Source organism: Streptomyces actinomycinicus (assembly GCF_016741775.1).
GTDB classification, from domain to species: Bacteria; Actinomycetota; Actinomycetes; order Streptomycetales; family Streptomycetaceae; genus Streptomyces; species Streptomyces actinomycinicus.
The window spans coordinates 332,666-358,268 of record NZ_JAERRK010000003.1 but is presented as its reverse complement, the minus strand read 5'-3'; the positions used below and the strand labels follow the sequence as shown (position 1 = coordinate 358,268).

The following is a 25,603-nucleotide window of genomic DNA, read 5'->3' as shown; positions in this document are numbered from 1 at the left end:
CCGGTCAGGACGGCAGGGAAGCAAGGTCACTCGTTGGCGGCGCGCGGGCGCTCGCCCTCCTCGTACTGGTCGAAGAGCGGCGTGCGGCCACGCTCACGTGCCCGGCGGGCGGAGGCCGCGCGGCGGGCGTCGCTGCGGCCACCCGTCTGCTTGTCCCCGGACTCGGCGCCCGAGGCGGACCCGGATCCGGACGCGGATCCCGTGGCGGTCCCGGACGCCGGCGCGGTGCCCTCACCCTCCGGCGCGTGGCTCGCCTCGTGCTCGGGCGCGACCGTGCTGGACCGCGCCGAACTCCAGGTGCCGGGCGCGCCCAGGTCCACGTCGGAGGTGGCGCGGGGAGCGACCGGTGCGGTCACGTACGTCGGCAGCGGCACCGGCACCGGGTCCCAGCTGTCCCCCTGGCCGGGGCGGCGCTGCCGCTCGCGCTGCTGGTCGACCCACTCGGCGTGGTCGGTCTGCTCGACGAGGGCACGCCGGTCGGCGGCGAGCGCGGAGAGTCCGGTGTCGGTCCCGGGGTCCGATGCGTCCTCCGGTTCGTCGGCGCCGGGGCCCGCCTCGACGGGGGTGCGACGGCGCGGCTGGTGGTCCCGCAGCCGCTGGGCCGCGGCCTCGGCCTGCCTGCGGTCCATCTGGTACGCGAAGCGGCGGCGCTCCTGGGTGCGCAGATGGGCGATGTACACGCTGAGCAGTACGGCGGGTACGGCAGGCGCCCAGAGGAAGGCGAGTCCGCCGACGGCGGCGACGACCGCACCGAGAGTGAAGGCGACGAAGAGCATCACCGTGGTGCGCCGACGGCGGGCGAGCACCTTGGAGCGCCGGGCACGTGCTGCGGCCGCCTGCGCCGAGGACGCTTGTGCCGAGGACGCTTGTGCCGAGGGTGCTTGTGCCGAGGACGCTTGTGCCGAGGACGCTTGTGCCGAGGGTGCCTGCCGTGCCGCGGGTACCCGCTTCGGGGCCGGCGTGTGCGCCGGCGGGTGGGCGGAGGCTGGGTCGGGTGCCGGTGCGGCCCCTTGGTCGCGTGCCGGGTCCGGGGTGCCGGGTGCCTCGGGCTCGCTCTCCGTGGTGACCTGACGGCGGGTCGGAGGCACGGCGAAGGCCCGGACGTCCACCGAGTCGGTGACGGCATCCGGATCGCCGGCGTCCGGCTCCCCCTCCTGGGCGGAGCGCGCCCGCAGGTCCCTGGCGTATCGGCGCTCCATGCCCGCCCTTCCGGACAGCAGCCGGATGGCGGTGCTGAAGCGTTCCGTCGGACGGGCCTCGTTCAGCTCGTCCTGCCTACGGAGCCACATCGGCACCAAGTAGGCGGCCCAGGCCCCGACAATGACTGCGTAGATGAGGCCGCTGCTGCTCACGCCTCACACGGTAGAGGGGTTTGCACGAGGCCATCCGCCAATTGGGCCGGTGTGTCGCACGATCTGGCTGATATTTCCAGCATTTTTTTCGACCGATGCGATCAGAGAGCCGCCACAGTGGCGAATTTTCAGCGCGCCAAGTCGGTCAGCCGCCGATCAATTTCGAACATATATTCAATTCAGGAGCGCTCGACGGGATTCCCGGGCGTGCTCCGTCCGTTGCCCGCCGCGTCCGGCTCGCCGGAGTCCCCCTCGGTGTGCTGCGCCCCCCGGGAGCGTGCCCGGTGCCAGCGGGCGAGCAAACCGTCGGGCACCTCTTCGGCGGTGAGCGCGTAGACGAGGTGGTCCCGCCAGGCGCCGTCGATGTGCAGATAGCGCGGTCGCAGCCCCTCCTCGCGGAATCCGAGTTTCTCCACGACCCGGCGGCTCGGCCGGTTCTCGGGACGAATGCAGACCTCGATGCGGTGCAGCCCGACGCTGCGGAAACAGTGGTCCACCGCGAGCGCGACGGCCGTCGGCATCACCCCGCGCCCGGCCACCGCCTCGTCCACCCAGTAACCGACGTGTCCCGAGCACATCGATCCCCAGGTGATCCCCGCGACGGTGAGCTGCCCGACCAGCCGGCCCTGGTACTCGATGACGAACGGCAGCATCCGGCCCGAGCCGGCCTCGGACCGCAGATGCCGGACCATCTGGCGGTAGGTCGGCCGGTGCACGATCGGCCCGCTCGGCGTGGGCGGCGGGATGGTCGCCTCCCAGGGGCGCAGCCAGTCCCGGTTGCGCCGGTTCACCTCGCGCCACACCCGCTGGTCGCGCAGCTTTATCGGCCGGAGGACGACATCGCCGTCCGCCAGCACGACGGGCCAGGAAGGGCTGTTCAGCTCGCACCCCCGGTGCTGCCGGGTCTGGGGTGGTCACCGCCGCGAATCTGGTCGACGGCGTGGATCAGCAGGGGCTCCAGGACGGCGAGGCCGTCCCGCACACCGCCGGTCGAACCGGGCAGGTTGACGACCAGCGTCCCCCCGGCGACTCCCGCCAGGCCCCGGGAGAGCGCGGCGGTGGGCACCTTCTCCCGGCCGTACGCGCGGATGGCCTCGGCGATGCCCGGCACCTCGCGGTCGATCACCGCGCGGGTCGCCTCGGGCGTGCGGTCGGTCGGCGAGATGCCGGTGCCGCCGGTGGTGACGACGACGTCGTACGCCGCCTCCACGGCCGCTCGCAGCGCCGCTTCCACCGGGTCCCCGTCCGGCACCACCTGCGGCCCGTCCACGGCGAACCCGAGATCCTCCAGGCCCCGCACGATCAGCGGGCCGCCCTTGTCCTCGTAGACACCGGCGGCGGCCCGGCTGGAGGCGGTGACGACCAGCGCGGCGTACGGCGCCGACAGCGCGCCTCCCGTGGTGTCACCGAATGTCATGCCCGGCTCCAGTCGCCCGACTTGCCGCCTGTCTTCTCCTCGACCCGTACGTCCGTGATGACCGCCCCCTTGTCGACCGCCTTGACCATGTCGATCACGGTGAGCGCGGCGACCGTCACCGCGGTGAGGGCCTCCATCTCGACACCCGTGCGGTCCGTGGTCTTCACGGTGGCCAGGATCTCCACGGCGTCGTCCGCGACCGACAGATCCAGTTTCACACCGGACACCGACAACGGGTGGCACAGCGGGATCAGGTCCGGGGTCCGCTTGGCGCCCATGATGCCCGCGATCCGGGCGGTGGCCAGGGCGTCTCCCTTGGGGACCCCCTCACCGCGCAGCAGCTCGACCACGCGCGGTGAGACCAGGACGCGGCCACTGGCGCGCGCGGTGCGCGCGGTCACGTCCTTCCCGGAGACGTCGACCATGCGGGCCGCGCCCGCCTCGTCGATGTGCGTCAGTCGGTCCTGCACTGGGGGTCCGGGGGTCTCCCCCCGGGAAGGCACAGTCATGGTGTGTGGTGCTCCCGGTCCGGGCCCGTGGCAGTGCGGTGCACGGGCCTGCTGTGCGCGACACGGTACCGCCAACCAGGAGGGCTCAGCCCAGCAGGACGACCTCGACCTCGGTGCCGGGCTCGACGGACTCGGCGTCCTCGGGGACGACGATCAGCGCGTCGGCCTGCGCCAGCGCCGCGATCAGGTGGGAGCCCGCACCGCCCACGGGGACCACCTCGCCGTCGGCGTACGTGCCGCGCAGGAACTGGCGGCGGCCCTTCGGCGAGCGCAGCGCCCCGTCCGCCTTCAGGACGGCCCGCGCGCGGGGCCGGTGGAGGTCGGTGAGGCCCATCAGCGCGCGGATGGCGGGGCGGACGAACATCTCGAAGGAGACGTACGACGACACGGGGTTGCCGGGCAGGGCCAGCAGCGGGGTGTGGTCCGGCCCGATGGAGCCGAAGCCCTGGGGCTTGCCGGGCTGCATGGCGAGCTTGCGGAACTCGACACCGCTGCCCGCCTCGTCCTCGTCGCCGACGTGCGCCAGCGCCTCCTTGACGACGTCGTACGCCCCGACGCTCACCCCGCCCGTGGTCACCAGCAGGTCCGCGCGGATGAGCTGGTCCTCGATGGTGGAGCGGAGGGTCTCGGTGTCGTCGGCGACGGCGCCCACCCGGTAGGCGATGGCACCCGCGTCCCGCGCGGCGGCGGTGAGGGCGAAGCTGTTGGAGTCGTAGATCTGGCCGCCGGCCAGCTCCTCGCCGGGCTGGACGAGTTCGCTGCCGGTGGACACCACGACCACGCGCGGGCGCGGGCGCACCCGGACCGTGCCGCGGCCGATCGCGGCGAGCAGTGCGATCTGCGGCGGGCCGAGGATCGTGCCGGCCTCCAGGGCCCGGTCGCCGGCGCGCACGTCGCTGCCCTTGGCCCGCACGTGCGCGCGTGCCTCCACCGGGCGGTACACCTGCACGTGGCCCTCGGCGCCCTCGGGGGCCAGGCTGCGGGCGCGCATGCCGCTCACCGGGCCCTCGCCGAGCCCGCCGTCGGTCCACTCGACGGGGACGACGGCCTCGGCGCCGGGCGGCAGCGGTGCTCCGGTCATGATGCGCGCGGCCTGTCCGGGGCCCACCCGGACCAGGTCGGCCGCGCCCGCCGCGACGTCCCCGACGACCTCGAGGGCGGCCGGGAACTCCTCGCCGGCGCCCGCCACGTCCGCGACCCGCACCGCGTACCCGTCCATGGAGCTGTTGTCGAACGGCGGCAGGGAGACCGGCACCGTGACGTCGTCGACCAGGACACAGCCCTGGGCGTCGAGCAGTTGCAGCTCGATGGGTTCGAGGGGGCGGACGGTCGAGAGGATGTCCTCCAGGTGCTCGTCCACCGACCACAGGTCGTCCGGGCCGGCGGGACGGGTCGCGGCGCTGCTCAAGACTGCTGCATCTCCTCGGCTACGTAACTGCGAAGCCAGGTCCGGAAGTCCGGGCCCAGGTCTTCACGTTCGCACGCGAGTCTGACAATGGCACGCAGGAAGTCGCCACGGTCCCCGGTGTCGTAGCGGCGGCCCTTGAAGACGACGCCGTGCACCGGGCCGCCGATCTTCTCGTCCTGCGCGAGCTGCTGGAGGGCGTCGGTGAGCTGGATCTCGCCGCCGCGGCCGGGCTCGGTCTTGCGCAGTATGTCGAAGATGTGCGGGTCCAGGACGTAGCGGCCGATGATCGCGTAGTTCGACGGGGCGTCCGCCGGGTCCGGCTTCTCGACGAGTCCGGTCACCTGCACGACGTCGCCGTCGGTGGTGGCCTCCACGGCCGCGCAGCCGTAGAGGTGGACCTGCTCGGGCGCGACCTCCATGAGGGCGATCACGCTGCCGCCGCGCTGCTCCTGGACCTCGATCATGCGCTGCAGCAGCGGGTCCCGCGGGTCGATCAGGTCGTCACCGAGGAGGACCGCGAACGGCTCGTGGCCGACGTGCGGGGCGGCGCACAGCACGGCGTGGCCGAGGCCCTTGGGGTCACCCTGGCGCACGTAGTGCATCGTGGCCAGGTCGCTGGACTCCTGCACCTTAGCGAGCCGTTCGGCGTCGCCCTTCTTCTCGAGCGCCGACTCCAGCTCGTAGTTGCGGTCGAAGTGGTCCTCGAGCGGCCGCTTGTTGCGCCCGGTGATCATGAGGACGTCGTCGAGCCCCGCCGACACGGCCTCCTCGACCACGTACTGGATCGCCGGCTTGTCTACGACCGGCAGCATCTCCTTGGGAGTGGCTTTGGTGGCCGGCAGGAACCGGGTGCCGAGGCCGGCTGCGGGAATGACAGCCTTGCTGATCCTGGGGTGGGACTGAGTCATGCCCGCCACCATATCCGGTGCCTTTGCAGGGAATCTGGGGCTCCGGTTGCTTGACCCGCATATGACCTGCATTGGGAAAGGTACGAGGACGACCAGTGGCACAGCACGGACGCACGGGCGAGCCTGACAAGCGCATGTTGCGACGAGAGTTCCTCACGGTGAGGAACAGGTTGACGGCGGATGACGTGCGCGAGGCCGGCCGCGCGCTGGCGCGGCGCGCCCTGGAGCTGCCCGAGCTGGCGCACGCGCGCACGGTGGCGGCGTACGTCTCCGTCGGGAGCGAACCGGGCACGCTCACGCTGCTGGACGCGCTGCGCGCGCGGGGCGTGCGTGTCCTGCTTCCCGCGCTGCTGCCGGACAACGATCTGGACTGGGGCGAGTACACCGGCCCGGACTCCCTCGCGCCGGTCCGACACGGCGGGAAGATGGCGCTGTTCGAGCCCTCGGGCGCGCGGCTCGGCCCGGACGCCGTGACGGCAGCGGACGTCGTCCTGCTGCCGGGGCTCGCGGTGGACGCGCGCGGGATGCGGCTGGGGCGCGGCGGCGGATCGTACGACCGGGTGCTGGCCCGCCTGGAACGGGCGGGCGCCGGCCCCCGGCTCGTGGTGCTGCTGTACGACACGGAGGTCGTCGCGGACGTCCCGGCGGAGCCGCACGACAAGCCGGTGCACGCGGTGGTGACGCCCTCCGGGGTTCGCCGCTTCCCCGGCGTCTGACCCGGCGGCCCGGCTCGCGCGACCGCTCCCGGGCACGGAAAGGGCCCTCCACGCGTGCGTGGAGGGCCCTTTCCGAGTGCTGCCGTCCGGATCCCCGGGGCCCTGGAGGCTCCGGGGCAGGCTCACGGCCGGAGGACGAGCGTGTCGCTCGTGCTGTCGCCGACCGCCTTCCCGGAGAACGACCAGGGCAGCAGTTCGCCCTTGACCCACTTGCCCGTCTGGTCGGTGTAGTGGGCGTTGTAGGCGTGCCCGGAGGCGCCGCTCAGGTTGATCCACCGGGACTTGTCCAGGTCCTTGAGGTTGACCACCATCCGCATGGACGGCACCCAGACGACGTTGTAGCCGCCGGCGGCGTTCCAGCCGCTCGCGTTCACCGTGGCCTCGCCGCCGCTGAGATTCCAGGGGCCGCGGTTGAGGAGGTACTGCAGGACCTTGGGCCCTTCGGTGCCGAGCGTCTGGTTCTTCAGGAACAGGCGGTGCAGCCGGCCCCAGCTCCAGGTGTCGATGTCCTTGCCGAGCTTGGCGGTCAGCTCCCAGCGGGCGTCGATCATGGCGCGGACGAACAGCTCGTCTCGGTTGTCGGCCTTGGGACGGGTGCCCGACGCGGGGGTCTTCCACCAGTCGCTGTCCGGCTTCTCCATCAGGGTCCGCACGACCTCGAACCAGCGGTCACCGCCGTCCGGCTGCGCCTGTTCGGCATCGCGCTGGCCGCACTCGCGCACCTTGGTGTCGTCGTCCACCGGGCCGGTGCTGTCGATCTTGTCGACCCACAGGCACTGTCCCTTGACGCGCAGCTCCTTGGGCAGCTTGTTGCCGAAGGACAGCTTCAGGACGTTGCGCCAGACGGCGTTGAAGTACGCGGCCGCGGCGGAGTCGGCGTCCTGGGTGTAGTCCCAGCCCTCCAGCAGCTTCTGCGCCTCGCGGACTTCCGGGTCGTCCAGGTTGAGCTTCAGCAGCTTGGGCACCAGGAGCTTGGCGATCTCGCTGCTGTTGTCCAGCTGCATCTGCCGCATGTCGTCGGTGGAGATCCGGCCGTCGCCCTTGATCTTGGACTCGATCAGATCGGTGAGGCGCTGGCTGCGGGCGCCGTAGCCCCAGTCGCCGGTGAGCCGGTACGGGTACTTGGCCTGGTCGACCACGGCCTGGTTGGCGGTGACGATGTAGCCCCGCTCGGGGTCGTACTCGTAGGGCAGCTCGTCCTTCCCGATGAAGCCCTTCCAGCGGTACTTCGAGTCCCAGCCCGGCGCCGGGAAGGCGCCTGCGCCCTTGGCGGTGCGCGTGGGGATCTTGCCGGGCAGCGTGTAGCCGATGTGGTTGTCCGTGCTGGCGAAGACCAGGTTCTGCGACGGCACGTCGAACAGGGCCGCCCCCGCCCGGAAGTCGCTCCAGTCCGCCGCCTTGTCGATGGCGAACACGGCGTCCATCGAGGTGCCCGGGTCGAGCGCGGTCCACCTCAGGGCGATGCCGTAGCCGTCGCCCCGGTCGGGCGCCGCGGTGTTCACGGCGGCCTTCCTGCCGACCTGGACCAGTTCGTCGTCACGGTCGGACAGCAGCGGCATCCCGTCCTGCGTCTGCCGGACGACGATCGTCTTCGGGGAGCCGCCGGCGACCTTGATGGTCTCCTCGCGGGTCTTGAAGGGCCGGACCTTGCCGTCGTACAGGTAGCCGCCCGAGCTGACCTTCTCCAGGTACAGGTCGGTGACGTCGACGCCGGAGTTGGTCATGCCCCAGGCGATCTTCGCGTTGTGACCGATGATCACACCGGGCATCCCGGCAAACGTGTAGCCGGTGACGTCGTACTGGCACTTGCTCGAGACGGTCCGGCAGTGCAGGCCCATCTGGTACCAGACGGAGGGCAGGGACGCCGACAGGTGCGGGTCGTTGGCGAGCAGCGGCTTGCCGGTGATGGTGTGCTTCCCGGCGACCACCCACGAGTTGGAGCCGATGCCCTGGCCGTTCACGCCGACGGCCGTGGGGAGATCGTCGAGGACCTTGTAGAGGCCCCCCAGCTGGCTCGTGAGGCCTGAGCCGGTGCCGGCCGAGGTGGAGGAGCCGGTGGTACCCGTCGTGCCCTGAGAGCCGCTCGTGGCGCCGCCGGCCGTACCCGTGGTCCCCGTCGTGCCCGTGGTGCCCTGGGAGCCGCTCGTGGCGCCGCCGGCCGCCCCCTGACCGGAATTGGCGGATCCGCCCTGCTGGAAGGCCTTGGTCAGCGCGTCGTACTGGCCTTCCTGCACGATCGGCTTGTTGCGGCCGTAGGGGTACGCCGGGTACAGGTCCTGGATCTGCTGCGGGCCGAGCCGGCTGGTCATCAGCGCGCGGTCGACCTCGTCCTGCATGTTGCCGCGCAGGTCCCAGGCCATCGCCTTCAGCCAGGAGACGGAGTCGACCGGGGTCCACTTCTCCGGCTTGTAGTCGTTGTCGAGGGCCAGGGCCGCGTACTCCAGGGAGATGTCCTCGCCGTCCTTGCCCTGGAGGTAGGCGTTGACCCCCTTGGCGTAGGCCTGGAGGTACTTCTTCGTGGAGTCCGAGAGCTTGGTCTCGTACTCCTGCTCGGCGATCCGGTCCCAGCCGAGGGTGCGCAGGAACTCGTCGTTCTCGACCTGGCCCTTGCCGAACATCTCCGACAGGCGCCCGGAGGTCATGTGCCGGCGCACGTCCATCTCGTAGAACCGGTCCTGCGCCTGGACGAAGCCCTGCGCCATGAACAGGTCCTCGTCCGAGGACGCGTAGATCTGCGGGATGCCGTAGCCGTCCCGCTTGACGTCGACCGGTCCGGACAGGCCGTCCAGCTTGATGGTGCCCGTGGTCTGCGGGAAGGAGGCCCGGACGGTGCTGATCGACCACCAGCCGCCGTAGGCGAGTCCTGCGACGAGGGCCAGAACCAGTACGAGCACGAGCAGTCGGGCTCTGCGCCCCTTCTTCCTGCCGGACGTGACGGACGTGGCACCCGTGGTGGCGGTGTCACCCGTTGTGGCGGTGGTGTTGGGGGGCATCGCTGTCCTTGCTGTCCTAACGCGAGCGGCAGGTCGGGCTGTGACTTTGAATGAGCGCTGGAGCAACCATAGGCGCAGGGTCCCGTCCCGCTGGACGCGGAGTCCGGAACCGGCGCGCACGAGCGTTCGATCTTGCCCTGGCGAACGTCAAGAAAGCGTCAAGAGTTAGGTAAGGTAACGAAGTAACCGGAGATTCCCCAGGGGAGGCGCCCGCTGACTGTCCACCACCTCAACCAGCTCCTGCTCGTCTGCTCCGTCGTCCTGCTCGTCGCCGTCGCGGCCGTCCGGGTCTCCTCCCGCAGCGGGCTCCCCAGCCTGCTCGTCTACCTCGGGATCGGCGTCCTCCTGGGCCAGGACGGCATCGCGGACATCCACTTCAACAGCGCCGAAGTGACCCAGGTCATGGGCTACGCGGCCCTGGTCGTGATCCTCGCCGAGGGCGGCCTGGGCACGAAGTGGAAGGAGGTCCGGCCGGTCCTGTCGTCCGCCGCCACCCTGGCGACGCTCGGCGTCGCGGTCAGCGTGGGGGTGACCGCGGCCGGGGCGCACTACCTGGTCGGGCTGGAGTGGCGGCAGGCGCTCATCATCGGTGCGGTGGTCTCGTCGACCGACGCCGCGGCGGTCTTCTCGGTGCTGCGCAGGATCCCCCTCCCCGCGCGCGTGACGGGCACGCTGGAGGCCGAGTCCGGTTTCAACGACGCCCCGGTGGTCATCCTGGTCGTCGCCTTCTCCACGGCCGGCCCGGTGGAGCACTGGTACGTCCTGCTGGGCGAGATCGTCCTGGAACTGGCCATCGGCGCGGCCGTAGGGCTCGCGGTGGGCTGGTTCGGCTCCTGGGGCCTCAGGCACGTGGCCCTCCCGGCGTCCGGCCTCTACCCGATCGCCGTGCTCGCCATCGCCGTCACCGCGTACGCGGCCGGTGCCCTGGGGCACGGCAGCGGCTTCCTGGCCGTCTACCTGGCCTCGATGGTGCTCGGCAACGCCAAGCTCCCGCACTGGCCCGCCACCCGCGGCTTCGCGGAGGGGCTCGGCTGGATCGCCCAGATCGGCATGTTCGTCGTGCTCGGCCTGCTGGTCACCCCGCACGAGCTGGGCGACGACATCTGGCCCGCCCTGGTCATCGGTCTGGTGCTGACCATGGTGGCCCGGCCGCTGAGCGTGGTGCTGAGCCTGGCGCCGTTCCGGGTGCCCTGGCGGGAGCAGGCCCTGATGTCATGGGCGGGACTGCGCGGCGCCGTGCCCATCATCCTGGCGACCATCCCCATGGTGAACGGCGTCGCCGGCAGCCGCAGCATCTTCAACATCGTCTTCGTCCTGGTCGTCGTCTACACCCTCGTCCAGGGGCCGACCCTGCCCTGGCTGGCCCGCACCCTGCGCCTGGGCGAGCAGGGCGAGGCCTCCGATCTCGGCATCGAGTCCGCTCCCCTGGAGCGGCTGCGCGGCCACCTGCTGTCCGTCTCGATCCCCGGGGGATCCCGGATGCACGGCGTGGAGGTGAACGAGCTGCGGCTGCCGCCCGGCGCCGCCGTCACCCTCGTCGTGCGCGAAGGAAAATCGTTTGTTCCGCTGCCTTCGACCGTGCTGCGGCGCGGCGACGAACTGCTGGTCGTCGCCACCGACCCGGTCCGCGACGCGGCGGAACGGCGACTGCGGGCGGTCGCCCACGGCGGCAAGCTGGCGGGCTGGCTGGGCACCGACGGGGCGGGCAGCTCGCACTGAGCCCGGCCGGCTCGTGCCGGGCCCCGGCGTCCACGGCCACCACCGAGCCGGAGAGGACCTCACCGGCGTCGTCCCGCCCGCACGGGATCCGCACCGGTCACGCCCCTGAAATCCCAGGTGGCCGGGCGCCATGGTGCTCATTTTCACAGCCGCACAAGCCGCTGATCCCTGTACGATGCGGGGTGCACCCTGATCGAACCAACTCTGCCTGACGCAGAGCTGGCGCGACCGTATGGCGGCCGCACGCCCCCCACCCGCAGTGGGCGCCGGTATCTACCGCAGTCCGCGCAAGAGGACAGCTCTCGGCGCCCGGGCCCGCACGGGGCCCGCGCTACCAGGCGGCAGAAAGGCACGGGCCGTGGGATCCACGGTCACCACCACCGAGCCGGAGAAGACCTCACCGGCGTCGTCCCGCCCGGGATACGGACAGCTGCTGCGCACCCGCGGCGCCTGGACCTTCCTGCTCCCCGGCTTCGCTGCACGTCAGCCGTTCGCGATGCTGACGATCTCCATCGTGCTGCTCGTCCAGCACACCACCGGCTCGTACGGTGCCGCGGGTGCCGCCGCGGCCGCCACCGGCGTCTCCATGGCGCTGTTCGCGCCCTACAGCGGCCGCCTCGCCGACCGCTACGGCCAGCGCGCCGTGCTGATCCCCGGCGTCCTGGTCCACACGTTCTCCGGCCTGACCCTGACGGCGCTCGCGCTGGCGCACGCCCCCCTGTGGGCGCTGTTCCTCGCGGCTGTCCCGACCGGCGCCTCGGTGCCGCAGGTCGGTCCGATGGTGCGGGCCCGCTGGGGCGTGAAGCTCCAGGGGTCGCCGCTGATGGCGACCGCGGCGGCCTTCGAGTCGGTCACCGACGAGCTGACCTTCGTCCTCGGTCCGCTGCTGGCGACCGCGCTGTGCACCACCGTGACGCCGTCGGCCGGCCTGGTCACGGAGGCCACGCTGACGCTCGTCGGCGGTCTGCTGTTCGCCGCGCAGAAGAGCACCCAGCCCTCGGTGACCGCCGAGAGCGAGCACGCGCGTGTGCAGCACGTCTCCGCCCTGCGCGTGCCGGGCGTGCGCGTGCTGATCGTGACCTTCCTCGGCATCGGCTCGGTCTTCGGCGGCATGCAGGTGGGCCTCGCGGCCTTCACCGAGTCGATCGGCGAGCCCGGCCTGAACGGCGTCCTGTACGGCACGTTCGCCGCCGGGAACATGCTGTCCGGCATCGCCTGTGGTGCGATCGCCTGGAAGGTCGCTCCGCACAAGCGGCTGGTCGTCGGCTACGCCGCGCTCGCGCTGGCCGCCTCCGCCCTGTGGACGGCGCACTCGGTGCTGCTGCTCGCCGCGCTCGGCCTGCTGGTCGGCATGTGCATCGCCCCGGCGCTGATCACGGGCTACACGCTGGTCGAGGGCCTGGTCCCGGCCGGCGCCCGCACCGAGGCCTTCACCTGGCTGACCGGCGCGGTCGCGCTCGGCCAGGCCGCCGCCGTCACGGTCGCCGGACAGCTGGAGGACCGGCTGTGGGACGGCGCCGGATTCCTGGTGCCCATGGCCGGCACGGTGCTCGCCCTGGCGGTCCTGGTGACGCTGCGGTCGGTGCTGGTCGCGCGGCCCGTGAACCGCACGGTCGCGCGTGGCGTCGGTCACCGCGTGCCGGTGACGGTGGACTGATCCCCGGGAATACGTCACTATGGATCGTCGTTAGCACTCATCGAGTGAGAGTGCCAGGAGGAAGACAGTGCCGACCTACCAGTACCAGTGCACCGAGTGCGGCGAGGGCCTCGAGGCGGTGCAGAAGTTCACCGACGACGCCCTGACGGAGTGCCCGAACTGCCAGGGCCGCCTGAAGAAGGTGTTCTCCGCGGTCGGCATCGTCTTCAAGGGCTCCGGCTTCTACCGCAACGACTCCCGCGGCTCCACGTCGAGCAGCACGCCGGCGTCGAAGCCGTCCGGCACGTCGAGCGACTCGAAGGCGTCCTCGTCGACGTCCACGTCGACCTCGTCGTCCACGGCGTCTTCGTCGTCCTCCAGCTCCGCAGCCTGAGGCCCGGCCTCTCACGCCGACCCTGCCGTTCGTACGACGGCAGGGTCTTCGGCGTTCCGCGGCACCGGCCCGGCACTCCGCACCGGCTCCCCCGCTGTTCGGCCGCCAGCTAATGTGCTGGTCATGGCGAACGCAGAGATCGGCGTAATTGGCGGCTCGGGTTTCTACTCGTTCCTCGAGGACGTGACCGAGATCCAGGTGGAGACCCCCTACGGGCCGCCCAGCGACTCCCTCTTCCTCGGCGAGGTCGCCGGCCGCCGGGTCGCCTTCCTGCCCCGGCACGGCCGGGGACACCATCTGCCGCCGCACCGCATCAACTACCGCGCCAACCTGTGGGCCCTGCGCTCGGTCGGGGTCCGGCAGGTCCTCGCTCCGTGCGCGGTGGGCGGGCTGCGTCCCGAGTACGGTCCCGGCACCCTGCTCGTGCCGGACCAGATGGTGGACCGCACGAAGTCCCGGACGCAGACCTACTTCGACGGGCTGCCGCTGCCCGACGGCAGCATTCCCAACGTCGTGCACGTCTCCATGGCCGACCCGTACTGCCCCGGCGGGCGGGCCGCCGCGCTGAAGGCTGCGCGCGGCCGGGACTGGGAGCCGGTGGACGGCGGCACGCTGGTCGTGGTCGAGGGCCCGCGCTTCTCGACGCGCGCCGAGTCCCTGTGGCACCAGGCGCAGGGCTGGTCGGTGGTGGGCATGACGGGCCATCCCGAAGCGGCGCTCGCCCGGGAACTGGAGCTGTGCTACACCTCGCTGACCCTGGTCACCGACCTCGACGCGGGCGCGGAGACCGGCGAGGGCGTCTCGCACGAGGAGGTGCTGCGGGTCTTCGCGGCCAACGTGGACCGGCTGCGTGGCGTGCTGTTCGACGCGGTGGCGGCACTGCCGGACACCGAAGCACGCGACTGCCTGTGCGTGAACGCGCTCGGCGGCATGAACCCGGGGTTCGAACTGCCGTAGCGGGGCCGGGGCGGGACGCAGGGGCGGGACGCCGGGACCGGTCGGCGGCGGTGCTCGGCGGAAGCTGGTGGTGCTCCGCGGAGCCGGTGCTGCTCGGCGGAAGCCGGTGCTGCTCGGCGGCACTCGGCGGAAGCCGGTGCTGCTCGGCGGCACTCGGCGGAAGCCGGTGGTGGTCGGCGCTCGGCGGAACTCGTCGTTCGGGTGGCCGAGTTGTCCACAACCGGGCTGTGATCCACCGGCGCCTGCGGGATCCGGCGTGCGGCCTCATCGTGGCATCACCAGCCGGATTCCTCCTCGCAGGCGGTGATTCCCGTGCCTTCCTCCTCGTCCACCCCGACGCCTTCCTCCTCGTCCGCCCCGACGCCGTCCCCGCTCGCCCGCCCCACCCGCCCCTCCTTCCCGCCTCCCCTCCGGCTCCCGCGCCCGCTGGGCACGGACGCCCCGGCGATCTGCGAGGTGCCCCCGTTCGACGCGGTGCGTGTGCGCGGCGGGCGGTACCAGCTGCAGCGGCTACTACGGCAGCACCGGCGGGCCGTCGCGGCCGGCCTCGCGGTGACCGCGGCGGCTCTCGTGGCCGCGGGGCCCCGGACGGGGCCGGCACTCCGGGAGGCGGAGCGGCCACGCGGCCCCGCGGCGGCGGAACCGGTACGGCGGCACCCCGCGGCGGACATGGTGACGGCGCCGGTGCGGATCGCCGACGCCGCAACCGTGCAGCTGCTCCGGCCCGGTGACCGCGTCGACGTCATCGCCGCCGAGGACCCCTCGGCCGGCGGCGGCGCCCGGGTCCTCGCCCGCGCAGTGCGGGTGACGAAGGTGCCGGAGCCGCTGGACGGCGCGACCGGGAGCGGGGCGCTGGTCGTGCTGTCGGTGCCGCGGGCCACGGCGGCACGGCTGGTCGGCGCGAGCGCCACCGCCCGGCTGGCGGTGACGCTGTGCTGAAGGGGCTCGTACGTGCCGTCGGCGGATTCGTGTCGCTTACCTCGATCGTGCTGCGGTACTGGACACGACGGCAGGACCGTGCCGTAGGTTGCGGAGCGTTTCCTTCCACACCCGGTGCATGCGAGGAGAGTCGTCTAGGTGAGCGCGAAGAAGGAACCGAGCGTCCTGCAGGGCTTCAAGGCCTTCCTGATGCGCGGCAACGTCGTCGATCTTGCGGTCGCGGTGGTCATCGGCGCGGCCTTCACGAACATCGTGAACTCGGTGGTGAAGGGGATCATCAACCCGCTGGTCGGCGCGATCGGCACGCAGAACCTCGACAGCTACAGCTCCTGTCTGAAGGCCCCGTGCAAGGTGGCCCCGGACGGCACGGTGCAGAGCGGTGTGCCGATCCTGTGGGGCTCCGTGCTGGGGTCCATGCTGACGTTCCTGATCACCGCTGCGGTGGTGTACTTCCTGATGGTCCTGCCGATGTCGAAGTACCTGGCCCGGCAGGCGGCCCGCAAGGCGGCGCGAGAGGGCACGAAGGAGGTCATCGAGGTGACCGAGCTGGAGGTGCTCAAGGAGATCCGCGACGCTCTGGTCGCCCAGCGCGGTCCGGGGCCCGGCGAGCGCTAGCGCCCCTGCCACGGCGGCTCCGCGGGGGCGGGGCTCGGAGGCGGTGGGGCTCAGAGCTGGTGGGGCTCAGAGCTGGTGGCGCTCAGAGGTGGTGGGGCGGCTTCTCGTCGAGGAAGCGCTTCAGGTCGGCGGCGCTGTCACCGTCCGTGCGCTCGCCCCAGCCACGGTCGGTGTCGTCCGAGGTCTGCCGGTCCAGCGGGTCGTCGAAGACCAGCGCGGGCTTCGGGTCGCGCTGCTCGGGTTCGGGGGCGGTGCTCATGCCTCCAGCGTACGGCTCCTGCCACGACGGCCCGGCCGAGCGGGGGAAGACAGCCCGAGATCCCTGGATTCGCACGGCCCTGCCGCTTTCGTTCACTTGCGCTCCCGTTCACAAGATTTTGGGCCGGTTTTCTGCTGTCCTGGGAAGCATGACGTCGAGTTCCACTCCGGCGCCCGCCCCCTCGGGCGCACCGCAGCCCTCCGGCCCCCTGCGGCGGCTCACCGCGCGCGAGCGGCACGAGGCGCACCGCGTCGCCTCCCCCTTGGAGCTGTTCTTCGACCTGTGCTTCGTCGTGGCGATCGCACAGGCGGGCGCACAGCTGGTGCACGCCGTCGCGGAAGGGCACGCGGGCGAGGGGATCCTCAGCTACGCGATGGTGTTCTTCGCCATCTGGTGGGCGTGGATGAACTTCAGCTGGTTCGCCTCGGCGTACGACAACGACGACGCGCTCTACCGGGTCGTCACCCTGGTGCAGATCGCCGGCGTCCTGGTCCTGGCCGCCGGTGTCTCCAAAGCCTTCGTGCAGCACGACTTCCTGCTGGTCTGGCTCGGATACATCATCATGCGGCTGGCGATGGCCGCGCAGTGGCTGAGAGCCGCGAGATCGGCGACGGACGCGGAGCGGACCATGGCGGTGCGCTACGCGGGCGGCGTGCTGCTGTGCATGGTGGGCTGGTTCGGCCTGGTGCTGCTGCCCGAGCCGGCCCGGCCCTGGGTGTTCCTCGTGATGGTGGTCGCGGAACTGTGCGTGCCGCTGTACGCCGAGAGGTGCCACGAGACCACCTGGCACCCGCATCACATCGCCGAGCGGTACGGCCTGTTCACCATCATCGTGCTCGGCGAGACGATCGCCGCGGCCACGGTCGCCGTGAAGTCGGGCGTGGACGAGCACGACGCGATGGGCGAGCTGCTGCCCATCGCGGCCGGCGGGCTGCTGATCGTCTTCTCCGCGTGGTGGATCTACTTCGTGGTGCCCATCCACGGTCATCTGCGCTCCAGCAGACGGGCGTTCGTCTGGGGCTACGGCCACTATCTGGTCTTCGCCTCCGCGGCTGCGATCGGCGCGGGCCTGGAGGTCGCCGTGGAACAGGCGGTCGGCAAGGCGCACATCTCCGCGCTGTCCGCCGCAGCGGCCGTCACCCTGCCCACGGCGCTGTACATGCTGACCGTGTGGGCACTGCACTCCCGCCACTTCAAGGTGGGCATCGCCCAGCAACTGGTGCTGCCCGGCACGGCTCTGCTGGTGATCTGCTGCACCTTCCTGGGTGACTGGGCGGTGCTCGCGGCGGGACTGGTCTCCTCGGCCTCCGTGGCGATCGGGGTGACGCTGACGGCGCGCACCCGCGGCCGGCAGCGGGAGGCGGACGCCACCGCCGCGGCCGGCTGAAGTCCTCCGGGCAAGGTACCGGCCTGGGCCAGACTGGCCTCCATGACAGCTGACGCATTGACGGACGTCGCCGGGCTGCGCGTGGGGCACGCCACCCGTGCCGGCGGCGGTTGGCTCACCGGCACCACGGTCGTCCTCGCCCCCGAGGGCGGCGCCGTCGCCGCCGTGGACGTGCGCGGCGGCGGGCCCGGCACCAAGGAGACCGACGCGCTCGACCCGCGCAACGTGGTGCAGAAGGTGGACGCCATCGTGCTGACCGGAGGCAGCGCCTACGGGCTGGACGCGGCCTCCGGGGTGATGGCCTGGCTGGAGGAGGAGCGGCGCGGTGTGCCGGTGGGCCCGGATCCGGCGCACGTCGTGCCGGTGGTGCCCGCCGCGTGCGTCTTCGACCTGGGGCGCGGCGGGAACTTCCGGGCGCGCCCGGACGCGGCGACCGGGCGCTCGGCGGTGGAGGCCGCGGCGGCGAGCGGGCCGGGCGCGCGGGTGGCGGAGGGGGGCGTGGGCGCCGGCACGGGCGCCGTCGTCGGACGGTTCAAGGGCGGGGTGGGTACCGCGAGCACGGTGCTCGGCCCGGGGATCACCGTGGCGGCGCTGGTGGTCGCGAACGCGGCGGGGTCGGCGGTGGATCCGGAAACGGGGGTGCTGTACGGGGAGTTGTTCCAGGGGCGGGTGGAGTACCCGCAGGAGCGCGTGCACGAGGCCGCACGCCGCCGTCTCGACGAGAGCGCGGGCGGGAACGCGCCGGCACCGCTCAACACGACGCTGGCGGTGGTCGCGACGGACGCGGACCTGTCCAAGGCGCAGGCACAGAAGCTCGCGGGCACGGCGCACGACGGGATCGCGCGCGCCGTACGGCCGGTGCATCTCCTGAACGACGGGGACACGGTGTTCGCGCTGTCGACCGGCGGGCGGTCGCTCGACGCGCACCCTCTGGCGCTCAACGAGGTGCTCGCGGCCGGAGCGGACGTCGTGACCCGGGCGATCGTACGGGCCCTGCGCGCCGCCGAGTCGGCCGCCGGGCCGGGCGGAGTGTGGCCGTCGTACGGGGAGTTGTACGGGAAGGACTGAAGCGCGGGGGCGGCTGGTGGCGCTTCCGGCGGGGGCGGGCGGCGTCGGATTGTCGCGGTTCTGTCACGTGATGGCGTTCAAGGGATACGGAGGGAACCTTCCCCGGCATCCGGGCCCTCTTTCCTCACGGACTGGAACGGACCACGCACAACACACGAACCTGGAGCAGCCCGTGACAACGCCGGACATTACTGCGCGGCGCGCACTGGGGGCCTGTGCCGCCCTGATGGTCGGCGCCCTCACCCTGACCGCCTGCGGCGGCAGTGCCAACGCGGACAGCGACGACGGCAAGGGCGGCAGCGACTCCCCGAAGACGTCGACGGCGAAGATCACGATCTCTGCCAAGGACGGCTCGACCGGCGCGTCCATCAACGCCACCGGCGTGAAGGTGAGCGACGGCAAGCTGACCGACGTGAAGATGACCGTGTCGGGCTCGGGCCAGGCGGTGCCGGGGTCGATATCGGCGGACGGCGGCACCTGGAAGCCGAAGGAGCAGCTGGAGCGCGGCACGAAGTACCGGATATCCGCGACCGCCAAGGACTCTGGGGGACGTACGGCGGCGGCCAACTCCATCTTCACCACCGTCACCTCGGCCAACAGCTTCATCGGCAGCTACACGCCGGACAACGGCGCGACGGTCGGCGTGGGCATGCCGGTGTCCTTCACCTTCGACAAGGCCATCACCGACAAGAAGGCCGTGCAGTCGCACATCACGGTGAACTCCAGCAGCGGCCAGCAGGTGGCCGGGCACTGGTTCGGGAACCAGCGGCTGGACTTCCGGCCGCAGGACTACTGGAAGGCCGGCTCCAAGGTCACGATGAAGATCGACCTGGACGGCGTGCAGGGCGCCAAGGGTGTCTACGGCGTGCAGAAGAAGACCGTCTCCTTCACCGTCGGGCGGTCGCAGGTCTCCACGGTCGACGTCAACACGCAGACGATGACGGTCGTGCGGGACGGCAAGACCCTCAAGTCGGTGCCGATCTCGGCGGGCAGCGCGCAGCACACGACGTACAACGGGCAGATGGTGATCTCCGAGAAGTTCGTGCAGACCCGCATGAACGGCTCGACGGTCGGCTTCGGCGGGGAGTACGACATCCCGGACGTGCCGCACGCGATGCGGCTGACGACGTCGGGCACGTTCATCCACGGCAACTACTGGTACAACAGGGGCAACCCGCCGTTCGGCCGGGAGGGCACCAGCCACGGCTGTGTCGGCCTCGCGGACGTGCAGGGGGCGCAGGGCGCCACGACGGCCAAGTGGTTCTTCGACAACTCGCTCATCGGGGACGTCGTGATCGTCAAGAACTCCCCCGACACCACGGTCTCACCCGACAACGGCCTCAACGGCTGGAACATGTCCTGGAGTGCGTGGACCGCGGGAAGCGCCTCCTGAGCGGCGGATTCTGACAGGCCGGCGGGCCGCGCGGGAATTTTCCGGGCGGCCCGCCCGTTTTCCTGGCGCACGTTTTCTCGGTTCCCGGACATGATGTCCGATCGAGGGGCTACGGTATGCACCCACAAGGTGACATGCAGCAACGCCGGGAGATGCCTTGAGCGTTCCGTACGAGACCGCAGCGTACGAACCAGCCGAGTCGCCCGAGTCTCCGGAGGAGCATCTCGCGCGGCTCCTCGGCCGCGCCCTGAACTCCTTCGAACTGCCGGACGAAGTGATACGGCAGCTCGACTGCGCCCTGGCGCACGACAGTTCGCTGCACTCGGCGTACCACAGCGCCGGACTGCACCGTGAGACGTACCGGCACACCTGGCTGCTCGCCGACGGTTCGGCGGTGACCCTGTGGGAACTGGTGCACAACCCGACGCCCGGCAGCGCCCCTGAGCACGAGGTGTACGTCGACGAGGAGGAGCTGGGCGCCGCCACGGCACGGCTCGGGCTGCCTCCGGACACGCAGGACTTCGAACTGCCCGCGCTGATGCGGCTGTGGGCGATCCCCGAGCCCCGGCACATGTTCGCCTCCGACGACTCGGCGGACCATGCGCGCCGGTTGCTGCGCCGTGCGGAGAACTCCGACCGCCCCGGCGCGGAGACTGCGGCCCTGCTGTCGACGGCGACCGCGCACGAGATCACCCAGGCGTTCGGACGGCCCGGCCGGGCCGGGCGGATCGGGCTGACCTACGCGCTGTACGAGCACGCCTTCCTGCTGCCCGACGGCACCGAGCTGTCCCTGTGGGAGGTCGAGCACACGGCGACGCCCGACGGGCGGCACATGTGCGAGGTGTACATGACCGAGGAGGCGGCCCGGGACGCCATGGAGAGGCGCGCGGCGCGGCAGGGTTAGCGGCGTCTCGTCTCAGCCCTGGGCGAATCGCCGTACCAGGCGGGCGAAGGCGTCCCGTTCGGCGGGGGTCAGTTCCACGGACTCCAGCGCGGGGCCCACGCGGTTCTGGCGGGGCAGGGCCGCGAGCGGCGCGGAGCGGCGCCGGGCGGCGGGCCGGTGACCGGTGCCGCGCAGCAGGCGCAACAGGCGGAAGAGGACGACGGCCCAGGCGACGGCCGCCACAGCGAGGACGGCCCCGCCGATCAGCTGGAGAGGCGGGGCGTGATCAGGCATGCGCCCCAGTACACACCACGGTCCGGGACTTTGGCCCCGGACCGTGACGTATCTCGCAGGTGCCGTGAACAAGTCACAGCGCACTAAAGGGACAAGGGCGTGCGGACCGCGTGCGGCGGGTCAGGCCGCCACCGGCTGCTCGGTCCCTTCGGAGGCGGCGCCGGAGTCCGCGGCGGGGTCGGGGGCCGTCGGCTGCACGGTCCGCTTGCTCATGCCCTTGAGGAGGACGACCAGGGCCGTGGTGGCGCAGACACCGGCGGCGACGGCGACCAGGTACAGGAACGGGTTGCCGATCAAGGGGACCACGAAGATGCCGCCGTGCGGGGCGCGCAGGGTGGCGTCGAAGACCATCGACAGGGCGCCGGCGAGCGCACCGCCCACCATGGAGGACGGGATGACCCGCAGCGGGTCGGCCGCCGCGAACGGGATCGCGCCCTCGGAGATGAAGGACGCGCCCAGGACCCAGGCCGCCTTGCCGTTCTCTCGCTCGGCCCGGGTGAACAGCTTGCCCCGCACGGTGGTGGCCAGGGCCATCGCCAGCGGCGGGACCATGCCGGCCGCCATCACCGCGGCCATGATCTTCATCGCGGAGTCGCTGGGGTCCGAGACCGCGATACCGGCGGTGGCGAAGGTGTAGGCGACCTTGTTGACCGGTCCGCCGAGGTCGAAGCACATCATCAGGCCGAGCAGGGCGCCCAGCAGGACGGCGTTCGTGCCGGTGAGGCTGTTCAGCCAGTCGGTGAGGCCGTTCTGGGCGCTGGCGATGGGCTTGCCGATCACGACCAGCATCAGGAACCCGACGATCGCCGAGGAGATCAACGGGATCACCACCACCGGCATGATGCCGCGCAACGCCGCGGGGATGCGTGCCTTCTGGATCGCCGTCACCACGCCACCGGCGACCAGGCCGGCCGCCAGCCCGCCGAGGAAACCCGCGTTGATGTCGAGGGCGATCGCGCCGCCGACGAAACCGGGGACGAGGCCGGGGCGGTCGGCCATGCCGTAGGCGATGTAGCCGGCCAGGACCGGGACGAGGAACTTGAAGGCGACCTGGCCGATCTGGAAGAGCAGGGCGCCCCAGCTGCCGGTCTGGGTCCACACGAAGTGGTCCATGACCGAGGGCGCCTTGCTGACCTGCCACCCGCCGATCGCGAAGCCCAGGGCGAGGAGGAGGCCGCCCGCGGCGACGAACGGAACCATGTAGCTCACACCGGACATCAGCCACGTGCGGAGCTTGGTGCCGTAGCCCTCGGTGGCGCCACCGGCGCGCTCGACCGGCGTGCCGGACGGCGCCTGCGCCGGGGTGCCCACCTCGCCGCGCGCCGCCTTCTCGCGGACCTCCGCGATGAGTTCGGCGGGGTGGTTGATGCCCGCCTTGACGCCCACGTCGACGGTCGGCTTGCCGGCGAAGCGGTCCCTGTCGCGCACGGGGACGTCGTGCGCGAAGACCACGCCGTCCGCCGCGGCGATCACCGCGGGGTCCAGCCGGGTGAAGCCGGCCGAGCCCTGGGTCTCGACGGCCACCTCGACGCCCGCCGCACGGCCGGCGTTCTCCAACGACTCGGCCGCCATGTAGGTGTGCGCGATACCGGTGGGGCAGGAGGTGACGGCGACGACCCGGAAGGGCGGCACGTCCGCCCCGCGCGCCGCACTGCCCGCCGCGGCGCCGGCGGAGGCCGCCGCCGACGCCGCGACGGTGTCCTCGGAGAGACCGACGGCACGCCGATCAGCGCCCGTCGCGCCTTGAACGGCATCCGTGACGCCTTCAGCCGTCCCCGCCGTCCCCGTCGCGCCTTGAACGGCGTCCGTGACGCCTTCAGCCGTCCCCGCCGCGCCCTGAACGGCGTCCGTGGCACCTTCAGCGGCCCCCGGCTCGCCTTGAGCGGCGTTTGCAGTGCCTTCCGCGCCATCGGCGCTCGCAGTGCCCTCGCCAGCTGAAGCTCCCCCGCCGGTCGGAGCGGCGCTCGCGGCATCCTGTCGCGTGGCCTTGCCGGCGTCCTGCTCCGTTGCTTCCCCCGACGGCGCCTCGTCCCCCCGGATCAGCGCCGCAGCCGTCTCCGCGTCGCTCGCCGCCCGCAGCGCGGAGGTGAACGCGGAGTTCATCAACTGGCGGGCCAGGGAGGACAGGATCGTCAGGTGGGCGTCATCGGCGCCGGCCGGTGCCGCGATCAGGAAGATCAGGTCCGCCGGGCCGTCCGCGGCGCCGAAGTCGATTCCGGCGGCGCTGCGGCCGAAGGCGAGGGTCGGCTCGGTGACATGGGCGCTGCGGCAGTGCGGGATGCCGATGCCGCCGTCGAGCCCCGTCGGCATCTGGGCCTCACGGGCGGCCACGTCGGCGAGGAAGCCGTCCAGGTCGGTCACCCGGCCCTGGGCCACCATGCGCTGGGCGAGGGCGCGTGCCGCCGCTTCCTTGGTTTCGGCGGACAGGTCGAGGTCGACCAGGTCCGCGGTGATCATGTCGCTCATCGCGGGCTCCAATGCACGCGTATCGCCCGGGGGGAGGGGCGGGCGGAGGTTGGGACGGGGGTGCGGTGCGGGAACGGGAGGGTGCGGGAGGCTGCGCCGGGGAAACGCGGCCTGCTTGCGGCGGAGGGACGGATCGGCCGGCCGTGCACCCGCGGGGCCGTGCGGTGGAGCAGGTCGCCGTGCCCTCCGGCGGCGGTGCACCCGATCGGCTGGCTTCGCCTTCCCGGGGCCGTGCGGTGGAGCAGGTCGCCGTGCCCTCCGGCGACGGTGCACCCGATCGGCTGGCCGCGCCTTCCCGGGGCGGTGCGATCGAGCAGGTCGCCGTGCCCTCGCGGTGGTGCGGCCAGGGGCGAGGCGGTTTGCCGTGCGGGGGTGGGTCGGGCGGGCACGCTCGGGCGCTGGGACGTGTCCGGGCGAGGGGGCATGGGGCGTCCGCCGCCCAGGTGCCGGGTGCCGGGACGGGTGCCGTGCAGGGTGGGGTGGTTCATGACACCGGCTCCATGAGTTCTCGGTCGACCGGGATGTCGGCCGTGACCGTGACCGCCGCCGGGTCCAGGTCGGCGGGGGCCGGCATCACGCTGCCAGGGAGTCGTACGGCGGCTGCGCCGTGGGCGACGGCGGAGGCCAGGGCCTCGGGACCGGTGCCGCCGGCGATGAGGAAGCCGGCGAGTGAGGCGTCGCCGGCGCCGACGTTGCTGCGGACGGAGGACACACGGGCGCAGCCGAACCAGGCGCCGGTGTCCGACACCAGGAGCTGGCCGTCGGCACCCAGGCTCGCCAGCACGGCGCGTGCGCCCAGCGCGCGCACCTCCTCGGCCGCTTTGAGCGCATCGCCCACGGTCGCCAGGGGGCGCCCGACCGCTGCCGCCAGTTCCTCGGCGTTCGGCTTCACGACGTCGGGCCGCGCGCCCAGCGCCTCCAGCAGCGCACGCCCCGAGGTGTCCAGGGCGATGCGCGCGCCCCCGGCGTGCACCCGCGCGACGGCGTCGCCGTACCAGGAGGGTGCAAGCCCCCGGGGCAGGCTGCCGCAGCACGCGATCCAGTCGGCGTCGCGGGACTGCTCGCGCACCGTCTCCAGCAGCAGTTCCTGCTCTGCCGCCGACAGCTCGGGCCCGGGCGCGTTGATCTTCGTAAGGACCCCGTCGGACTCCGCGAGGGCGATGTTGGAGCGGGTGGCGCCGGCGACCGGCACCGGCGCGACCTCGATGCCCTGCGCGTCGAGCAGATGGGCGACGAGCGCCCCCGGCGCACCCCCCAGGGGCAGCACGGCCACCGTGCGCCGGCCGGCGGCGGCGACGGCACGCGACACGTTCACGCCCTTGCCGCCGGGGTCCATGCGCTCGGCGCTGGCGCGGTTGACCTCGCCGCGCTCCAGAGCGGGGACCTCGTAGGTGCGGTCGAGGGAGGGGTTGGGGGTGACGGTGAGGATCATGCGCGTACCACTTCCGTCCCGCCGCGCTCGATGGCCGCGGTGTCTTCCGGGTCCAGCCCGCTGTCGGTGATCAGCAGGTCCACATCGCTCAGGCCGCCGAACCGGGCGAAGTGCTCCTGGCCGTGCTTGGCGGAGTCGGCCAGGAGCACCACGCGCCGCGCGGCGGCGATCGCCGCCCGCTTGACCGCCGCCTCGGCGAGGTCGGGGGTGGTCAGACCGTGCTCGGCGGAGAAGCCGTTGGCGGCGACGAAGAGGACGTCGGCGCGGATCTCGCCGTACGCGCGGAGCGCCCAGGCGTCCACGGCGGCGCGCGTGCGGTGCCGTACGCGCCCCCCGACCAGATGGAGCTGGATGCCCGGGTGGTCGGCGAGGCGGGCGGCGATGGGCAGGCTGTGCGTGACGACGGTGAGGGAGGCCTCCAGCGGAATCGCGGCGGCCAGGCGCGCCACCGTCGTACCGGCGTCGAGGATCATCGTGCCCTCGGCCGGCACTTCGGTCAGGGCGGACTTCGCGATGCGGTCCTTCTCGTCGGCGGCGGTGGACTCGCGTTCGGCGAGGTCCGGCTCGAAGTCGAGACGGCCGGCCGGGATGGCGCCGCCGTGCACCCGGCGGAGGAGGCCTGCGCGGTCGAGGGCCTTCAGGTCGCGTCGGATGGTCTCCGCGGTGACCTGGAACTCCTCGGCCAGGGACAGCACGTCCACCCGGCCGCCGTCACGGGCCAGCCGGAGTATCTCCTGCTGCCGTTCCGGTGCGTACATGTCCGCTCGCCTCCGCCTCGATGCCCGGTCGTTTCCGATGACATGCCCGAACGTGTGGTTTCACAGCGAGAGTACGTCCGGATTTCCGAGAAGTAAACAG

Annotated in this window: 23 protein-coding genes; 11 read left to right on the top strand and 12 right to left on the bottom strand. The window is 72.2% G+C overall.

Annotated features, from left to right (window positions below):
• Positions 1-26: 26 nt before the first annotated feature.
• The 6 genes from sepX to galU form a co-directional block, all read right to left on the bottom strand.
• Entirely contained in the window at positions 27-1,352 is a 1,326-nt protein-coding gene (gene sepX, locus JK359_RS08640; protein WP_201833588.1) for a divisome protein SepX/GlpR, read from the bottom strand.
• 179 nt (positions 1,353-1,531) lie between these two features.
• Complete coding sequence (locus tag JK359_RS08635) at positions 1,532-2,209, bottom strand: GNAT family N-acetyltransferase (protein ID WP_201833587.1); 678 nt, start codon at positions 2,207-2,209, stop codon at positions 1,532-1,534.
• Between the two features lie 20 nt (positions 2,210-2,229).
• On the bottom strand, positions 2,230-2,769 hold the full coding sequence (locus tag JK359_RS08630; protein WP_201833586.1) for a MogA/MoaB family molybdenum cofactor biosynthesis protein: 540 nt from the start codon (positions 2,767-2,769) through the stop codon (positions 2,230-2,232).
• Positions 2,766-3,278 (bottom strand): cyclic pyranopterin monophosphate synthase MoaC, encoded by a 513-nt coding sequence (moaC, locus tag JK359_RS08625; RefSeq protein ID WP_201833585.1) that lies wholly within the window; start codon positions 3,276-3,278, stop codon positions 2,766-2,768. The genes JK359_RS08630 and moaC overlap by 4 nt, the downstream gene beginning before the upstream one ends.
• A gap of 85 nt (positions 3,279-3,363) precedes the next feature.
• Complete coding sequence (glp, locus tag JK359_RS08620; RefSeq protein ID WP_201833584.1) at positions 3,364-4,686, bottom strand: molybdotransferase-like divisome protein Glp; 1,323 nt, start codon at positions 4,684-4,686, stop codon at positions 3,364-3,366.
• Entirely contained in the window at positions 4,683-5,594 is a 912-nt protein-coding gene (galU, locus tag JK359_RS08615) for a UTP--glucose-1-phosphate uridylyltransferase GalU (RefSeq protein WP_201833581.1), read from the bottom strand. Before galU ends, glp begins: the two co-directional genes overlap by 4 nt.
• 134 nt (positions 5,595-5,728) lie before the next feature.
• Between galU and JK359_RS08610 the strand changes: the two genes are divergently transcribed.
• On the top strand, positions 5,729-6,310 hold the full coding sequence (locus tag JK359_RS08610) for a 5-formyltetrahydrofolate cyclo-ligase (protein ID WP_201833579.1): 582 nt from the start codon (positions 5,729-5,731) through the stop codon (positions 6,308-6,310).
• Positions 6,311-6,432: 122 nt separating this feature from the next.
• Here the strand turns inward: JK359_RS08610 and JK359_RS08605 are convergent, their stop codons facing one another.
• Positions 6,433-9,303 carry a penicillin acylase family protein gene (locus JK359_RS08605; protein ID WP_201833577.1) on the bottom strand — a complete coding sequence of 957 codons (2,871 nt, stop codon included), beginning with the start codon at positions 9,301-9,303 and terminating at the stop codon, positions 6,433-6,435.
• 192 nt (positions 9,304-9,495) lie between these two features.
• On the opposite strand from JK359_RS08605, the gene JK359_RS08600 reads away from it, so the two are divergent.
• From JK359_RS08600 to mscL, 6 genes are all read left to right on the top strand, one after another.
• Positions 9,496-11,022 carry a potassium/proton antiporter gene (locus JK359_RS08600; protein WP_201833987.1) on the top strand — a complete coding sequence of 509 codons (1,527 nt, stop codon included), beginning with the start codon at positions 9,496-9,498 and terminating at the stop codon, positions 11,020-11,022.
• Between the two features lie 358 nt (positions 11,023-11,380).
• The gene (locus JK359_RS08595; RefSeq protein WP_201833575.1) at positions 11,381-12,679 is read left to right on the top strand and encodes an MFS transporter; all 1,299 of its coding nucleotides are present in this window, start codon (positions 11,381-11,383) and stop codon (positions 12,677-12,679) included.
• Positions 12,680-12,746: 67 nt separating this feature from the next.
• Positions 12,747-13,052 carry an FmdB family zinc ribbon protein gene (locus tag JK359_RS08590; protein WP_201833573.1) on the top strand — a complete coding sequence of 102 codons (306 nt, stop codon included), beginning with the start codon at positions 12,747-12,749 and terminating at the stop codon, positions 13,050-13,052.
• A 123-nt stretch (positions 13,053-13,175) separates the two neighbouring features.
• Entirely contained in the window at positions 13,176-14,009 is an 834-nt protein-coding gene (locus tag JK359_RS08585; RefSeq protein WP_201833571.1) for an S-methyl-5'-thioadenosine phosphorylase, read from the top strand.
• 426 nt (positions 14,010-14,435) lie between these two features.
• The gene (locus tag JK359_RS08580; protein WP_201833986.1) at positions 14,436-14,948 is read left to right on the top strand and encodes a CpaB family protein; all 513 of its coding nucleotides are present in this window, start codon (positions 14,436-14,438) and stop codon (positions 14,946-14,948) included.
• Positions 14,949-15,086: 138 nt separating this feature from the next.
• A complete protein-coding gene (gene mscL / locus JK359_RS08575) occupies positions 15,087-15,563 on the top strand; it encodes a large conductance mechanosensitive channel protein MscL (protein ID WP_201833569.1) in 477 nt (158 codons plus the stop codon).
• Positions 15,564-15,645: 82 nt separating this feature from the next.
• Here mscL and JK359_RS08570 read toward each other — a convergent pair whose 3' ends face one another.
• Positions 15,646-15,822: a hypothetical protein gene (locus JK359_RS08570; protein WP_201833567.1), complete on the bottom strand. Its 177-nt coding sequence runs from the start codon at positions 15,820-15,822 to the stop codon at positions 15,646-15,648.
• Positions 15,823-15,970: 148 nt separating this feature from the next.
• On the opposite strand from JK359_RS08570, the gene JK359_RS08565 reads away from it, so the two are divergent.
• The 4 genes from JK359_RS08565 (at position 15,971) to JK359_RS08550 (ending at position 20,574) form a co-directional block, all read left to right on the top strand.
• Positions 15,971-17,209: a low temperature requirement protein A gene (locus JK359_RS08565; protein WP_201833566.1), complete on the top strand. Its 1,239-nt coding sequence runs from the start codon at positions 15,971-15,973 to the stop codon at positions 17,207-17,209.
• Between the two features lie 42 nt (positions 17,210-17,251).
• Positions 17,252-18,277, top strand: coding sequence for a P1 family peptidase (locus JK359_RS08560; RefSeq protein WP_201833564.1), 1,026 nt, complete (start codon positions 17,252-17,254; stop codon positions 18,275-18,277).
• 172 nt (positions 18,278-18,449) lie between these two features.
• Positions 18,450-19,670, top strand: coding sequence for a L,D-transpeptidase (locus JK359_RS08555; protein WP_307788016.1), 1,221 nt, complete (start codon positions 18,450-18,452; stop codon positions 19,668-19,670).
• 157 nt (positions 19,671-19,827) lie between these two features.
• Positions 19,828-20,574 (top strand): DUF6227 family protein, encoded by a 747-nt coding sequence (locus JK359_RS08550; protein WP_201833562.1) that lies wholly within the window; start codon positions 19,828-19,830, stop codon positions 20,572-20,574.
• A 12-nt stretch (positions 20,575-20,586) separates the two neighbouring features.
• On the opposite strand, the gene JK359_RS08545 is transcribed toward JK359_RS08550, so the two are convergent.
• From JK359_RS08545 to JK359_RS08530, 4 genes are all read right to left on the bottom strand, one after another.
• The gene (locus tag JK359_RS08545; RefSeq protein WP_201833560.1) at positions 20,587-20,847 is read right to left on the bottom strand and encodes a hypothetical protein; all 261 of its coding nucleotides are present in this window, start codon (positions 20,845-20,847) and stop codon (positions 20,587-20,589) included.
• 120 nt (positions 20,848-20,967) lie between these two features.
• Positions 20,968-23,313: a fructose-specific PTS transporter subunit EIIC gene (locus JK359_RS08540; RefSeq protein ID WP_201833558.1), complete on the bottom strand. Its 2,346-nt coding sequence runs from the start codon at positions 23,311-23,313 to the stop codon at positions 20,968-20,970.
• Positions 23,314-23,797: 484 nt separating this feature from the next.
• Positions 23,798-24,745 (bottom strand): 1-phosphofructokinase, encoded by a 948-nt coding sequence (pfkB, locus tag JK359_RS08535; RefSeq protein ID WP_201833556.1) that lies wholly within the window; start codon positions 24,743-24,745, stop codon positions 23,798-23,800.
• Positions 24,742-25,503: a DeoR/GlpR family DNA-binding transcription regulator gene (locus JK359_RS08530; protein ID WP_201833554.1), complete on the bottom strand. Its 762-nt coding sequence runs from the start codon at positions 25,501-25,503 to the stop codon at positions 24,742-24,744. Before JK359_RS08530 ends, pfkB begins: the two co-directional genes overlap by 4 nt.
• Between the last annotated feature and the right edge of the window lie 100 nt (positions 25,504-25,603).

Coding starts and splice junctions, on each gene's coding strand:
- JK359_RS08630 (WP_201833586.1), bottom strand. CDS start 2,769: ATGACATTCGGTGACACCACGGGAGGCGCGCTGTCGGCGCCGTACGCC.
- moaC (WP_201833585.1), bottom strand. CDS start 3,278: ATGACTGTGCCTTCCCGGGGGGAGACCCCCGGACCCCCAGTGCAGGAC.
- galU (WP_201833581.1), bottom strand. CDS start 5,594: ATGACTCAGTCCCACCCCAGGATCAGCAAGGCTGTCATTCCCGCAGCC.
- JK359_RS08610 (WP_201833579.1), top strand. CDS start 5,729: ATGTTGCGACGAGAGTTCCTCACGGTGAGGAACAGGTTGACGGCGGAT.
- JK359_RS08605 (WP_201833577.1), bottom strand. CDS start 9,303: ATGCCCCCCAACACCACCGCCACAACGGGTGACACCGCCACCACGGGT.
- JK359_RS08585 (WP_201833571.1), top strand. CDS start 13,176: ATGGCGAACGCAGAGATCGGCGTAATTGGCGGCTCGGGTTTCTACTCG.
- JK359_RS08570 (WP_201833567.1), bottom strand. CDS start 15,822: ATGAGCACCGCCCCCGAACCCGAGCAGCGCGACCCGAAGCCCGCGCTG.
- JK359_RS08565 (WP_201833566.1), top strand. CDS start 15,971: ATGACGTCGAGTTCCACTCCGGCGCCCGCCCCCTCGGGCGCACCGCAG.
- JK359_RS08560 (WP_201833564.1), top strand. CDS start 17,252: ATGACAGCTGACGCATTGACGGACGTCGCCGGGCTGCGCGTGGGGCAC.
- JK359_RS08545 (WP_201833560.1), bottom strand. CDS start 20,847: ATGCCTGATCACGCCCCGCCTCTCCAGCTGATCGGCGGGGCCGTCCTC.
- JK359_RS08540 (WP_201833558.1), bottom strand. CDS start 23,313: ATGAGCGACATGATCACCGCGGACCTGGTCGACCTCGACCTGTCCGCC.
- pfkB (WP_201833556.1), bottom strand. CDS start 24,745: ATGATCCTCACCGTCACCCCCAACCCCTCCCTCGACCGCACCTACGAG.
- JK359_RS08530 (WP_201833554.1), bottom strand. CDS start 25,503: ATGTACGCACCGGAACGGCAGCAGGAGATACTCCGGCTGGCCCGTGAC.